The organism is Cereibacter ovatus (genome assembly GCF_900207575.1).
Lineage (GTDB): Bacteria > Pseudomonadota > Alphaproteobacteria > Rhodobacterales > Rhodobacteraceae > Cereibacter_A > Cereibacter_A ovatus.
Map to the genome: position 1 here is coordinate 305,388 of NZ_OAOQ01000003.1, position 12,632 is coordinate 318,019.

Genomic DNA, 12,632 nt, shown 5'->3' on the forward strand with positions numbered 1-12,632 from the left:
GGCGGGCGCTGGACAGGCGCCCCCGCCCCCGGCATCGTGGCAGGAAAAGCCGGGCCACCATGCAAGACCTGTCCCAGTCCCCCACCGACCGCCGCTTCGTGCAGAACCCCTACAGGTTCTACGAAACGGCTCGCGCGGCGGGCCCGTTCTTCTTCTGGAACGACCTAGGCCTGCCCTGCACCACCTCGCATGCCGCAGTGAACGCCATCCTGCGCGACCGCCGCTTCGGCCGCGAACCCCCTCCAACCGCGCGCCAGCCGCCGCCCGAGCACCTGAAAGCCTTCCAGCAGGTCGAGGATCACTCGATGCTGGAACTGGAACCCCCACGCCATACCCGGCTGCGCGGCCTCGTGTTGCGCGCCTTCACCGCGCGCCGGATCGCCGCCATGGCGCCGGAAATCGCAACCCTCGCCCACCGCCTGATCGATGATCTGCCCGATCCCGAAACCGACCTCATCCCCGGCTTCTGCCAACGCCTGCCGATCACGCTGATCGCGCGGCTGATCGGCATCCCCGAATCCCTCGCCCCCGAACTGCTGCGCTGGTCCTCGGCCATGGTCGCGATGTATCAGACCGGCCGCAGCCGTGCGGTGGAAGAACGCGCCGCCACCGCCGCCGCCATCTTCACCGAGTTCCTGAACCTCCACATCAAGGCCCGCCGAACCCGCCCCGCCGATGACCTCCTCACGCACCTGATCGCCGCCGAATCCGACGGCGCCAAACTCTCACCCGATGAGGTGATCTCGACCTGCATCCTGATCCTGAACGCCGGCCACGAGGCCGCAGTCCATGCCATCGGCAACGCGGTCGCAACCCTCCTCACCCAGGCCACCCCGCCCGAGGCACTCTGCACCCCCAACATCGCCCGCACGGTCGAGGAACTTCTGCGCTTCAACCCGCCGCTGCACCTGTTCCGCCGCACCGCCTATGCCAACGCCGAGATCATGGGCCAGCCCATCCCGCAAGGCGCAACGGTGGGCCTGCTCCTCGCCGCCGCCAACCGCGACCCCGGCCACTGGCACCGCCCCCACCACTTCCGCTGGACCCGACCCGAACACGCCCACCTCGCCTTCGGCGCCGGCATCCACTTCTGCCTCGGCGCCCCGCTCGCCCGCCTCGAACTGGCCACCGCGCTGCCGATCCTGTTCACCCGCCTGCCCGGCCTGCGCCTGACCCGCCGCCCGCGCTACGCCGCAACATGGCACTTTCGCGGCCTCGAACGACTGCCCGTCACCCGCTGATCCGCCCCGGCAGCCCGCATGTCCATCCACTGGCCAGACCCGCCTGTTCATTCTGGCCCAAATATCCCGGGGTCCGGGGCAGCGCCCCGGCGCGGTCCACCGGCGCCGCGCCTCAGACCGGCAGCACCGTCGTCGACTTGATCTCCTCCATCGACAAAAGCGCCGTCACATTGTGGATACGCACCTCGGATATCAACGCCTGATAGAACTTGTCATAGGCCCGCGCATTCGAGACCCGCACCTTGAGGATATAATCGATGTCCCCCGCCAGCCGGTGCGCCTCCAGAACTTCGGGCCGGTCGCGCAGCGCCTTCAGGAACCGGCGCTGCCAGTCGGCCTCATGCTCGGACGTGCGGATCAGCACGAAGAAACATGCCTCCAGCCCCAGCGCCTCGGCATCCAGCAGGGCGGTCTCGCGCAGGATCACCCCGGCCTCGCGCATCCGGCGGATACGATTCCACACTGGCGTCTTCGAAGATCCCACCTTGCGCGCGATCTCGTCCAGCGACTGGCTGGCGTCGGCCTGCAACTCGGCAAGGATTTTCCTGTCCATCTCGTCCAGCCGGACCGCCATCCGCGCAACTCCCCTGATTGCGGAACCCCGTTCCGTCCAGCGCACTGTAGGGAACGTTCTTCCTTATCTGCAAGGGCCCATGGCCGCCCCGGGGGAAAATATCCTATATTGCTCAGCGAACCCCCAGCGATGGATGCCAAGGATGACGCAAGCGCACACCGCCCCCGGACAGGTCATTTTCGTCGGCGCCGGCCCCGGCTCGATCGATCATCTGACCATGGGCGCCTGCCGCGCGATCACCCAGGCCGAGGTGGTGATCCACGACCGCCTGATCGGTCCCGACATCCTTGAGCTGATCCCGCCCTCGGCCACGCGGATCGCAGCCGGCAAGGAAGGCTTCGGCCCCTCGACCCCGCAGGACACGATCAACGCCCTGATCGTCGGGCATGCCGGCACCGGCCGCCGCGTCGTCCGGCTGAAATCGGGCGACAGCGGCATCTTTGGCCGGCTGGACGAAGAGATCGAGGCGCTGGATGCCGCCGGCATCGCATGGCGCATCGTGCCCGGCCTGACCACCGCCGCCGCCGCCGCCGCCAGCATCGGCCAAGGCCTGACCAAACGCGGCCGCAACGCCGCGTTGCGCATCGTCACCGGCCACGACATGGCCGGTTTCGCTGAACAGGACTGGCGCGGCCTTGCCCGCCCCGGCGAGGTGGCGGCGATCTACATGGGCAAGAAATCCGCCCGCTTCATTCAGGGGCGCCTGATGATGCATGGCGCGGCCCCCGACACCCCCGTCACCGTGGTCGAAAACGTCAGCCGCGCCGACGAGCGCACCGTTGCCGCCACGCTTGCCACCCTGCCTGATGCGGTTGCGGGCCTTGCCGGGCCTGCCATCGTGCTTTACGGCCTTGCCCCGCGCCGCGCGGCGGCGGCCCTGCCCCAGTTGAAGGAAGCCCACGCATGAGCCGCCCGTTCACCCCCAAGGTCGTGACCGCCAACGCGCTTCTGGAAGGCGATGTGGTCTATCTGACCGCCGAAGACCGCTGGACCCGCCACCACCACGAGGCCGAACTGATCGAGGACGAGGCCCACGCCCAGATGCGCCTTCTGTTCGCATCGGCCCGCAAGGCCGAGGTCGTCGGCGCCTATCTTGCCGACGCAAAGACCGGCGCCCACGGCCCCGAACCGATCCACTTCCGCGAGGCGTTCCGCACCCGCGGTCCGTCCAACTACCGCCACGGCAAGCAGGAACTGGCCGCGCGCTGACGCCCGGGGGAAAGACCGCCATGTATCGCTATTCCGATTTTGACGAAGCCTTCGTCCGCACCCGTGTCGCCCAGTTCAGCCAACAGGTCGCGCGCCGCATCGACGGGTCGCTGACCGAGGACGAGTTCCGCCCCCTGCGGCTGATGAACGGACTTTACCTGCAACTTCACGCCTACATGCTGCGGGTGGCGATCCCCTATGGCACGCTGTCCAGCCGGCAGATGCGCCAACTGGCCCTGATCGCCGAGCGGTGGGACAAGGGCTATGGCCATTTCACCACCCGCCAGAACATCCAGTTCAACTGGCCGAAGCTGCCGGATGTGCCCGCGATCCTGTCGGCCCTGGCCGATGTGGAAATGCACGCCATCCAGACCAGCGGCAACTGCGTGCGCAACGTCACCGCCGACCATTTCGCCGGCGCCGCCGCCGACGAGATCGAAGACCCCCGCCCGGTGGCCGAGCTTCTGCGCCAATGGTCCACCGACCACCCGGAATTTCAGTTCCTGCCGCGCAAGTTCAAGATCGCGATCACCGGCTCTCCGAACGACCGGGCGGTGACCAAGGCGCATGACATCGGCCTGCGCATGGTGCGCAATGCGGCCGGCGATGCAGGGTTCGAGGTGATCGTGGGCGGCGGCCTTGGCCGCACCCCGATGGTCGGCCGCGTCGTGCGGGACTTCCTGCCCAAGGCCGACCTGCTGCCCTATGTCGAGGCGATCCTGTCCGTCTACAACGAGCTTGGCCGCCGCGACAACAAATACAAGGCCCGGATCAAGATCCTTGTCCACGAGACCGGGCTCGAGGATCTGCGCGCCATCATCGAGGAACGGTTCCACGAGACCCGCGCCGAATTCGGCGGCGCCGACCAGACCCTTCTGGCCGCGATCGAGGCCGCCTTCGCGCCGCCCGCCTTCCGCACCGCGCCCACGGATGCGTTCGACGCCTTCTACGCCGCCGACCCCGTGTTCCGGTCCTGGGCCGACACCAACCTTGCCCGGCACCGCCGCGACGGCTATGCCATCGTGACGATCAGCCTGAAGGCCCATGGCGCGACGCCGGGCGATGCCACCGCCGAACAGATGCGGGTGATGGCCGATCTGGCCGAGCGGTATGGCCATGACGAACTGCGCATCAGCCACGAACAGAACGTGATCCTGCCCCATGTCCACAAATCGGACCTGCCGGCGGTTCATGCCGCACTGGCGCAGGCGGGGCTGGCCACCGCCAATGTCGGGCTGATTTCCGACATCATCGCCTGCCCCGGCATGGATTACTGCGCGCTGGCCACCGCGCGTTCGATCCCTGTCGCGCAAGAGATCGCAACCCGGTTTGACGCGCTGAAACTGGAACACGACATCGGGCCGATGAAGCTGAAGATCTCGGGCTGCATCAACGCCTGCGGCCATCACCATGTCGGCCATATCGGCATCCTTGGGCTGGATCGCGCGGGGGTCGAGAACTACCAGATCACGCTGGGGGGCGATGGCACCGAAACCGCCACCATCGGGGAAAAGACCGGCCCCGGCTTCGCCTATGACGAGATCGTGCCCGCGATCGAGCGGCTGGTCAGCGCCTATCTGGCCATCCGCGCCGAACCGTCCGAGACCTTCCTTGACACCTACCGGCGCTTGGGCGCAGGCCCGTTCAAGGCTGCCCTTTACCCCACGGAAGGGAAACGGGATGCTGCGTGATCGGCCGCAAGGCACGGTGGCTGAACGGGTGGCGCTGCTGAATGCGCGCTACCGCCACCACGCCGCCACCACGGTGCTGGAACATGCGTTGAAGGATGCCGATCTGGGCCGGGTGGCGCTGGTTTCATCCTTCGGGGCGGAATCGGTGGTGCTGTTGCACCTTGTCTCGGTCATCGCGCCCGAGACGCCGGTGATCTTCATCGACACCCGGATGCTGTTTCAGGAAACGCTCGACTATCAGCGCCAACTGGCCGACACGCTGCATCTGTGCGACATCCGCACCATCCGCGCCACCCAGCCGCGGGTCTCGTTCGAAGATCCCGACGGCACGCTGAACCAGTTCAACACCGACGCCTGCTGCGCCGTGCGCAAGGTCGAACCGCTGGAACGCGCACTGAGGGATTTTGACGGCTGGATCACCGGCCGCAAACGCTATCAAAGCGGCAACCGCGCCTCGGTCGAGTTCTTCGAGGCCGAAGACGACCGCCGCATCAAGGTGAACCCGCTGGCGCACTGGGGCCGCGAGGATCTGGAAGACTACATCGCGAACAACAACCTGCCGCGGCATCCGCTGGTGGCGAAGGGCTATCCGTCGATCGGATGCGAGCCCTGCACCTCGCCGGTCAAACCGGGCGAAGATCCGCGCGCGGGCCGGTGGCGCGGCTCTGACAAGACCGAATGCGGCATCCATTTCATCAACGGCCGCGCCGTGCGCGGACCCGTCAACAAGGAGGACGCCGCATGAGCGTCATCGTCACCGACGCAGGCTTTCGCGCCGATGACTGGCAGGCAGGCTTTGCAGGTCTGGACAGCCTTGCCGATGGCGCCGAGGCGCTGGATCTGGCCAATACCGACGATCCCGCCCGGCTTGGAAACCGGCTGGCGGGGTTGAAGCTGATCCGCATCGCCTTTCCCGCCTTTGGCGACGGGCGCGGCTTCACGCTGGCCAAACGCCTGCGCCGGATGGGATATACTGGCCGCCTGCGGGCCCATGGCCCGCTGCTGGCCGACCAGTATGCCATGGCCCGCCGGTCCGGCTTTGATGAGGTCGAGATCCCCGACGATCTGGCCGCCCGTCAGCCACAGGAGCAGTGGCTGTTCCGCGCCGACTGGCGAAACCATGACTATCAGTCGCAGCTTAAAGCCTGATTCCGGGCTTTCTTCGCAAGGTGCGAAGTTTTACTGAAAGAGCGGACCAAGGGGACCGTGCCATGAACCAGAACGCCGCAGTTGTGAAAACCATGCCCGATGCGCAGACCGTCACCTCGGTGCAGCATTGGACAGACCGCCTGTTTTCCTTCCGCGTGACGCGGCCGCAGTCGCTGCGCTTCCGCTCGGGCGAATTCGTGATGATCGGGCTTCTGGACGAACGCGGCAAGCCGATCATGCGCGCCTATTCCATCGCCTCGCCCAACTGGGACGAGGAACTGGAGTTCTACTCGATCAAGGTGCCGGACGGGCCGCTGACCTCGCGGCTGCAACACATCCAGCCGGGCGACCAGATCATCCTGCGCCCGAAGCCGGTGGGCACGCTGGTGCTCGATGCGCTGCTGCCGGGCAAGCGGATCTGGTTCCTTGCGACGGGCACGGGCCTTGCGCCCTTCGCCTCGCTGATGCGCGACCCCGATACCTATGAACGCTACGAGCAGGTGATCATGATGCACACCTGCCGCGAGGCGTCGGAACTGGAATACGGCCGGCAGCTGGTCGAAAGCCTGAAGGACGATCCGCTGATCGGCGAGATGGTGGGCGACAAGCTGCTTTACTATCCCACCACCACGCGCGAAGCGTCGGACCGGATGGGCCGCATCACCGACAACCTGACCTCGGGCAAGGTGTTCACCGATCTGGGCATCCCGCAGATGAACATGGAAGAAGACCGCGCCATGGTCTGCGGATCGCTTCAGTTCAACATCGATGTGAAGAACGTGCTGGAAAGCTTCGGCCTGCGTGAAGGCGCGAACTCGGAACCGTTGGAATATGTGGTCGAGAAGGCGTTTGTCGGCGACGGCATCTGACGCCCGGCTGATCCTTGGCAAGGCGCCGCGCGGCCAGTCGCGCGGCGCCTTTGCATTTTCGCCACCGCCGCGCGCCCCGTGGCCAAGCCGATCCCACCGCCAGACCCGGCTTTTCACGCCGTGCCGCGGACCTTGGGGGCGGCGGGCGCTTTCCCGGTCTCTTGCGCCGGCACCCGTTTTTGTGTCCTGCCGCGCCCCACGCCGCCATGTCGCAGGCATTCCCCGGGTCGGCATTGGCCGGCGCCTGCGAATCCGGTTGAAAGACCGGCCCTCTGACACTATTTTCCCGACACATTTGTTAACCGCTGAAGGAACGCCACCATAGCCCGCAGACCCCACAACGCCCCGCCGCAACGCGATACGGGTCCCCGCGTCAATGAACGCATCCGCTGCCCCGAGATCCGCCTGATCGGCGCCGACGGCGAGAACATCGGCATCGTCACCCCGTCCCGCGCGATGATGATGGCGGAAGAGGCTGGCCTCGATCTGGTGGAGATTTCGCCGAACGCGGAACCGCCGGTCTGCAAGATCATGGACTTCGGCAAGTTCAAGTATGAGCAGCAGAAACGCGAGGCCGAGGCCCGCAAGAAGCAGCACATCATCGAGATCAAGGAAATCAAGTTCCGTCCGGGCACGGATACCCACGATTTCGACGTGAAGATGCGCTCGTTGCTGAAGTTCCTTGAAGAAGGCGACAAGGTGAAGGTCACGCTGCGCTTCCGTGGCCGCGAGATGGCGCACCAGGAACTGGGGCTGGAGCTTCTGAACCGCGTGGCCGCGCAGGTGGCCGAAGCCGAAGCCGGCAAGGTCGAGTCGATGCCGAAGCTGGAAGGCCGGCAGATGGTGATGATGATCGGCCCGAAATAGGCCCGGCATTCACGCCCGTCAGATCACATGGGGGAGCCTGCGGCTCCCCTTTTGTTTGCCGCGACGCCCGTGCCACGACAGCCGCCCCCTTGGCCTCCGGGGCGATGGAGTCGCGGTCGGCCTGACGGCGTGCCGCGTGGTTCCCGGCGCAGCGCAAGGCGGGGCGGCCGTGCTGTCGCGCCGGTTTCCCATCGCGGGCTTCTGGTGCGCGGGGCGGCCTCGTCATGGCTGCCAGCCTTGGCCGTGCTGTCGCGCCGGTTTCCCATCGTGGGCTTTTGATGCGCGGGGCGGCGGGGCTGACCCTTTGACGGCGCAGCGCACTGATGCGCAAGCGCGAGGGCGGCCGCTCGGCTGGTTCAGTTCCGATCAGGGTCTGGGTTCGCGCGGTTGCGGGCGGATCGGGATCTCTTTCAAAAGCCCCCCCACCCCCATGGCGGCGATGTCGTCATCGCTTGGGTCAAGGCCGCAGGCCATCCGCTCCAGCACCCAGTCGGCACCGTTCAGCGCGGGCGAACGGGCACAGCCCGGCAGGCCGATCACCGGCCGATCCTTCAGGCGGCCATGAAACAACAGGTTGCCGGGATCGACCGGCATCCCGAACCGCGCCACATGGCCGCCCGCAAGGGTCAGCGCCTGCGGCGCGGTGTCGTGCAGATCCGATGTGGCCGAGCCGGTCAGGATCAACAGCATATCGCCCGGCAGATCCGCCAGCGCCGCCGCCATCGCGGCAGGGTCATGGGCGGCGACCACACAGCCCGCAAGTGTCATCCCCAGCGCGGCCAGCCGCCCCTCGACCGCGCGGCGGCCCTTGGCGGCCAGCTTTTCGTCCTGTCCCGGCACCTCGGTCAGCAGCAATCCGGCCGAGGCCCGCGTGACCGGCAGGATGCGAATGGCCGCCCGCGCGACATGCTCGGCCGCGGCCAGCGCCCCCGGTGCAACGGCATAAGAGATGATCTTGACGGTTCCCACCAGCATCCCCGGCGTCACCCGCATCAGCGGCGCCAGCGTCGCCAGCGTGATCGCCGGATCGATCCGGTTCAGCGCATGGATGCGCGCCGCATCCAGCGCCACAAGACCCGGCGCCATCGCGTTCAGGTTCACCCGGCCGGTGAAGGCGTCCGACCGCGCCAGCAGCGCCGCCGCCGGATCGGGGACAAGCGCCGCGGCAAGCCGGGCGGCCGCCGCGTCCTCGGGCACGTCGCCGGGGTCCAGCCGGGCCACGGTGACCTCGGCGATCCTGGCCGCGCGCAGATCCGCCAGATCCTCGGGGCCAAGGATCATGCCCTTGCGCAGCCGCCCGCCCCCCGGCAACGGCACGGAATGGGCCAGGATCGCGCCCAGCGCCTCGGCGGTCGGAACCGGGCCGAACCGCATCAGCCCCGCCTTAGCCGCTGGGTGATCTGGGCAAGGATCGACACTGCGATCTCGGCCGGGCTGCGGGCGCCGATATCAAGGCCCACGGGGGCGTGAATACGGGCGATCTGATCTTCGGTCGCGCCGGCCGCGCGCAGCCGTTCCAGCCGCTTGGCATGGGTGCGGGGCGAGCCGAGACAGCCAAGGTAAAACGCCGGCGTGGCAAAGGTGGCCAGGATCGCCGGATCGTCCAGCTTGGCATCATGGGTCAGCGTGACCACCGCGGTCCGGGCATCGGGCGCCAGCCGCGCCAGCGCCTCGTCGGGCCAGTCGTCCAGGATCACCTCGCCGGGGAACCGCGCAGCCGAGCCGAAGGCGCCGCGCGGGTCGATCAGCGCCGGATCAAAGCCCGCAAGCCGTGCCATCGCGATCAGCGGCTGCGCGATATGGACCGCCCCCACCACGATCAACCGCAGGGGCGGGTTGTGGATGCCCACGAACCAATCCCCGTCCTCGATCCCCGAACGGTCGCTGCGCAGCCGGGCCGCCACGGCGGGATCATCCGGGCCGGCAAGGCGGTGCCCGCCGCCATCCAGATGGGTCAGCAGCGCCACGGGCCGGCGGGCGGCGCGGGCCGTTACCAGCTCTGCCAACGTGGCTTCGGGCAGCGCGGCGCCCACGGGCTCCACCAGCACGCGGATGGTGCCGCCACAGGCAAGCCCCACCGCGAACGCCTGATCGTCCGAGACCCCGAAGGTCAGAACCCGCGCCCGGCCGTCCGTCAACGCAAGCCCGGCCTCGGCCATCACCGCGCCCTCGACGCAGCCGCCCGAGACCGAGCCCGCGATCTCGCCATTCCCGGCCACTGCAAGCTGGCTGCCCACCGGCCGCGGCGCCGAGCCCCATGTCTCGACCACCGTGGCCAGCACGGCGCCGCGGCCGGCACGGTGCCAGCCAAGGGCGGTTTCGGGGATGTTGTCGTGTCCGCCGCTCACGCGATCCTCCCTGTTGCCGGGGGATCATGGCGGGCGGAACCGGGGGCCGCCACTGGCAAAAGGTGGCATGACAGCCCCCTTGGCGTCAGCGCGCAGCGGTCTGAAGCAAGGGCGAGATCAGCCGCACCGCCACCCGGCGGTTGAGCTGTTCGGCGGCATCGGTCCGCACCCGCAGATCGCTTTCACCATAGCCCTGCACCACCATGTTTTCCGGCGGCACGCGGAAATATTCCGTCAGCGCCAGCGCCACCGATTCGGCCCGCCGGTCCGACAGCGCAAGGTTCGAGGCATCAGACCCCACCGCGTCGGTATGGCCCTCGATCAGGAACAGCTCGTTCGGGCGCTCGTCGATCATCCGGGTGATGGCCCGGCCCAGTGCCGCCAGCTTTTCCGCCTCTTGCGGGCGGACCGCGGCCGAGCCGGTCTCGAAGGTGATCTGATCGACATCGATCGCCGGGGCCAGCGCGCGAACCTCGCGGTAGTCGCGGATCTGACGCAGGCTGTAGCTGCGGCCCGGATCGCGGCTGCGGGCCTGTTCCAGCGCCTCGCGCAGGGCGCGGTCGTCGCGCGCTTCGGTAAAGCGGATGACCGGCGCCGGTTCCGGCAAGCGCGAAACATCAACCCGGTCATAGCTTGCCAGATCGTCGATCAGCAGCACCTCGCGCCCCGAGGGATCGACGGCCGACCGCCGAAGCACCCGCCCCGAGGCATCGCGGATCGTGACGATCCGGCTGCCATCCTGCCGCAGCACAACCGAGCGGGTCGAACCATCGCTGAAGGTTCGGGTCCTGACCTCAGAGCCGGGCCGGCGCAGCAGAGTGTCATCGTCCTTCAGCACCCTGTAGCGGCCGTCCTGCCGCTGCACCACAACCCGGTCGCCGGTGTTGGACACCACCTGATCGCCATTGTTCAGCACCGATCCGACCGCCAGCGCCCCCAGCGCCAGAAGGCCGAACTTCTGAAAATTGCTCAGGCCGTCGTCGTCGGTCCGCTGGCGTTGGGCGCCGGTCTTGGCATGCGAGGAGAAATCCTCGCTGCTTGATCGGCTGTTGTCTTCGGTGATGCGGGTGGCAGCCGTAGCACCGGCCGGTTCGCCCTCGGCCTCGGCGGCGGCGGGCGGCTCGGCGCCGTCCTCGGCATCATCGCCAAGCGCATCCAGCAACGAAGCCTTCGCCTCGTCACCCGCTGTCTGGGCGCCGGCCCCCTCGGCCGGTTCCTGACCTGCTTCATCAGGGGCCGGGCTTTCGGCCTTCGGGGCAACACCGTCGCCGGCCGCATCCGCGAGCGCATCGGCCGCTGCCTTGTCTTCCAGCATCTGGCGCAGCGCATCGGCGTCGGGTTGCGTGTCGGCGGCATCGTCTTCCGCTGCGGGTTCGTCGGCCGCAGGTGCCTGCTCTGCATCGGGCAGGGGCGCGCCTTCGGTCGGGCCGGCATCGGCCCCGTCCGCCTCGGCCGACGGCGGTTCTGTCGCCGGGTCTGTCGGGGCTTCTTGCGGCTCGGCCACGGTCGCACCAGCGTCCGGGGCGAAGAATTCGTCGGCCGGGGCACTGTCCTCGGCCGGCAGATCCGCGCCATCGGCCGGTGCTTCGGGCGCGATTTCGGCATCGGCCGGGGGGGCGGGCATCTCGTCCATCGCCGGTTCTGGCGCGTCCGGGGGGATCACATCCGGCTCTGGCGCCGCATCGCCGCTGTCGGGCTCGGGCTCGGGCGGCGGGGCCTCGGCAGGTTCCTCGACGGGCGGCGGCGCCTCATCCTCGATGGCCTGAGGCTCGTTCTGCGCGGCGGGCGGGCAATCCACGCCATCGGCAGGGATACAGTCCGCACCCGCATCCTGCGCGACAAGCGGCATCGGCTGGAACGCAGCCAGTGCCACCGACAGGGCAGCGGTAGTGCCTAACAGGCGGCTTTTCATGGGCGCTTCCTTTCCTTCATCGTCAGGCAGCCACAGGGCGGCCCGGACGGTCCGGGGAAGGAAACGGCAGCGGCACGGGGAACGTTCCCAAGACCGCCGTCAAAGCCTGCTGCTGCGCCAACCAAACGATGACACAGGATGCAGGCCAAACCAAGGATGTGGCGCCACCATAACTGCCAGCAAAGCTGACCGAAGCGATGCCACACACAACAGAAACCCGCCCGGATCATCGGACAGGCTGGCACCCCCGGCGCCGGTCGTGCACAGAACCCGCGGCATCAAAGGCAAAGGCCGCGCCAGCGGCGCGGCCCGTCCGGACGCCGCTGAAGGCAGATCTTACTTGATCTTGCCTTCCTTGTATTCGACATGCTCGCGCTTGACGGGATCGTATTTGCGCACAACCATCTTGTCGGTCATGGTGCGGGCGTTCTTCTTGGTCACATAGAAGTGCCCGGTGCCCGCCGTCGAGTTCAGCCGGATCTTGATCGTCGTCGGCTTCGCCATGGTGTCTCTCCTACAGCCGGCGGGCAGAAGCCCCCCGCGAAAATCCTTGAGGCCCGCCTTTTACCCGGGATGAAACCAGAGTCAACCGCAAAAGCCCGATGCGAAAGAGGCGGCGACAGGGGAAAGACGCCACCGATCGACGGGCGGGGTCAAGCCCCCTCTCCAAGGCGGCGGGCGGGCAATCTTCCGCCCTGCGGCACGCCCGCCCCTTGCCCGGCGGGCAGCGACGGGGGACAAGCGGTCGCGGTCGGCGCCACGGCATGGCCCG

The 12,632-nt window shown here is 68.1% G+C and carries 13 protein-coding genes; 8 read left to right on the forward strand and 5 right to left on the reverse strand.

All coding sequences use genetic code 11. From position 1 onward, the window contains the following. Positions 1-59: 59 nt before the first annotated feature. The gene (locus CRO07_RS05895) at positions 60-1,241 is read left to right on the forward strand and encodes a cytochrome P450 (protein WP_097029748.1); all 1,182 of its coding nucleotides are present in this window, start codon (positions 60-62) and stop codon (positions 1,239-1,241) included. 112 nt (positions 1,242-1,353) lie between these two features. Here the strand turns inward: CRO07_RS05895 and CRO07_RS05900 are convergent, their stop codons facing one another. Next, complete coding sequence (locus tag CRO07_RS05900; RefSeq protein WP_097029749.1) at positions 1,354-1,815, reverse strand: Lrp/AsnC family transcriptional regulator; 462 nt, start codon at positions 1,813-1,815, stop codon at positions 1,354-1,356. A 142-nt stretch (positions 1,816-1,957) separates the two neighbouring features. On the opposite strand from CRO07_RS05900, the gene cobA reads away from it, so the two are divergent. From cobA to infC, 7 genes are all read left to right on the forward strand, one after another. Continuing rightward, positions 1,958-2,722, forward strand: a complete 765-nt coding sequence (gene cobA / locus CRO07_RS05905) for a uroporphyrinogen-III C-methyltransferase (protein WP_097029750.1) — start codon at positions 1,958-1,960, stop codon at positions 2,720-2,722. After that, the gene (locus CRO07_RS05910) at positions 2,719-3,024 is read left to right on the forward strand and encodes a DUF2849 domain-containing protein (protein ID WP_097029751.1); all 306 of its coding nucleotides are present in this window, start codon (positions 2,719-2,721) and stop codon (positions 3,022-3,024) included. Before cobA ends, CRO07_RS05910 begins: the two co-directional genes overlap by 4 nt. Positions 3,025-3,044: 20 nt before the next feature. After that, positions 3,045-4,715, forward strand: a complete 1,671-nt coding sequence (locus CRO07_RS05915) for a nitrite/sulfite reductase (protein ID WP_097029752.1) — start codon at positions 3,045-3,047, stop codon at positions 4,713-4,715. Next, positions 4,705-5,460 carry a phosphoadenylyl-sulfate reductase gene (locus CRO07_RS05920; RefSeq protein WP_097029753.1) on the forward strand — a complete coding sequence of 252 codons (756 nt, stop codon included), beginning with the start codon at positions 4,705-4,707 and terminating at the stop codon, positions 5,458-5,460. Before CRO07_RS05915 ends, CRO07_RS05920 begins: the two co-directional genes overlap by 11 nt. Next, positions 5,457-5,864, forward strand: coding sequence for a DUF934 domain-containing protein (locus tag CRO07_RS05925; RefSeq protein ID WP_097029754.1), 408 nt, complete (start codon positions 5,457-5,459; stop codon positions 5,862-5,864). The genes CRO07_RS05920 and CRO07_RS05925 overlap by 4 nt, the downstream gene beginning before the upstream one ends. A gap of 62 nt (positions 5,865-5,926) precedes the next feature. Then, positions 5,927-6,733 (forward strand): ferredoxin--NADP reductase, encoded by an 807-nt coding sequence (locus CRO07_RS05930; protein WP_097029755.1) that lies wholly within the window; start codon positions 5,927-5,929, stop codon positions 6,731-6,733. A 321-nt stretch (positions 6,734-7,054) separates the two neighbouring features. Further along, positions 7,055-7,600, forward strand: a complete 546-nt coding sequence (gene infC, locus CRO07_RS05935) for a translation initiation factor IF-3 (protein WP_097029756.1) — start codon at positions 7,055-7,057, stop codon at positions 7,598-7,600. Positions 7,601-7,966: 366 nt separating this feature from the next. On the opposite strand, the gene CRO07_RS05940 is transcribed toward infC, so the two are convergent. From CRO07_RS05940 to rpmG, 4 genes are all read right to left on the reverse strand, one after another. After that, the gene (locus CRO07_RS05940; protein WP_097029757.1) at positions 7,967-8,974 is read right to left on the reverse strand and encodes a molybdopterin-binding protein; all 1,008 of its coding nucleotides are present in this window, start codon (positions 8,972-8,974) and stop codon (positions 7,967-7,969) included. After that, complete coding sequence (locus tag CRO07_RS05945; protein ID WP_097029758.1) at positions 8,974-9,948, reverse strand: XdhC family protein; 975 nt, start codon at positions 9,946-9,948, stop codon at positions 8,974-8,976. Before CRO07_RS05945 ends, CRO07_RS05940 begins: the two co-directional genes overlap by 1 nt. Positions 9,949-10,033: 85 nt before the next feature. Continuing rightward, positions 10,034-11,860, reverse strand: coding sequence for an OmpA family protein (locus tag CRO07_RS05950; RefSeq protein ID WP_097029759.1), 1,827 nt, complete (start codon positions 11,858-11,860; stop codon positions 10,034-10,036). Positions 11,861-12,196: 336 nt separating this feature from the next. After that, positions 12,197-12,364: a 50S ribosomal protein L33 gene (gene rpmG, locus CRO07_RS05955; protein ID WP_002722806.1), complete on the reverse strand. Its 168-nt coding sequence runs from the start codon at positions 12,362-12,364 to the stop codon at positions 12,197-12,199. Positions 12,365-12,632: the final 268 nt, after the last annotated feature.

What these genes read in the sequence shown, in the direction of transcription:
- CRO07_RS05895 (WP_097029748.1), top strand. Translation starts at nt 60, where the DNA reads ATGCAAGACCTGTCCCAGTCCCCCACCGACCGCCGCTTCGTGCAGAAC.
- rpmG (WP_002722806.1), bottom strand. Translation starts at nt 12,364, where the DNA reads ATGGCGAAGCCGACGACGATCAAGATCCGGCTGAACTCGACGGCGGGC.
- CRO07_RS05950 (WP_097029759.1), bottom strand. Translation starts at nt 11,860, where the DNA reads ATGAAAAGCCGCCTGTTAGGCACTACCGCTGCCCTGTCGGTGGCACTG.
- CRO07_RS05920 (WP_097029753.1), top strand. Translation starts at nt 4,705, where the DNA reads ATGCTGCGTGATCGGCCGCAAGGCACGGTGGCTGAACGGGTGGCGCTG.
- CRO07_RS05910 (WP_097029751.1), top strand. Translation starts at nt 2,719, where the DNA reads ATGAGCCGCCCGTTCACCCCCAAGGTCGTGACCGCCAACGCGCTTCTG.
- CRO07_RS05915 (WP_097029752.1), top strand. Translation starts at nt 3,045, where the DNA reads ATGTATCGCTATTCCGATTTTGACGAAGCCTTCGTCCGCACCCGTGTC.
- CRO07_RS05900 (WP_097029749.1), bottom strand. Translation starts at nt 1,815, where the DNA reads ATGGCGGTCCGGCTGGACGAGATGGACAGGAAAATCCTTGCCGAGTTG.
- CRO07_RS05940 (WP_097029757.1), bottom strand. Translation starts at nt 8,974, where the DNA reads ATGCGGTTCGGCCCGGTTCCGACCGCCGAGGCGCTGGGCGCGATCCTG.
- cobA (WP_097029750.1), top strand. Translation starts at nt 1,958, where the DNA reads ATGACGCAAGCGCACACCGCCCCCGGACAGGTCATTTTCGTCGGCGCC.
- CRO07_RS05925 (WP_097029754.1), top strand. Translation starts at nt 5,457, where the DNA reads ATGAGCGTCATCGTCACCGACGCAGGCTTTCGCGCCGATGACTGGCAG.
- CRO07_RS05930 (WP_097029755.1), top strand. Translation starts at nt 5,927, where the DNA reads ATGAACCAGAACGCCGCAGTTGTGAAAACCATGCCCGATGCGCAGACC.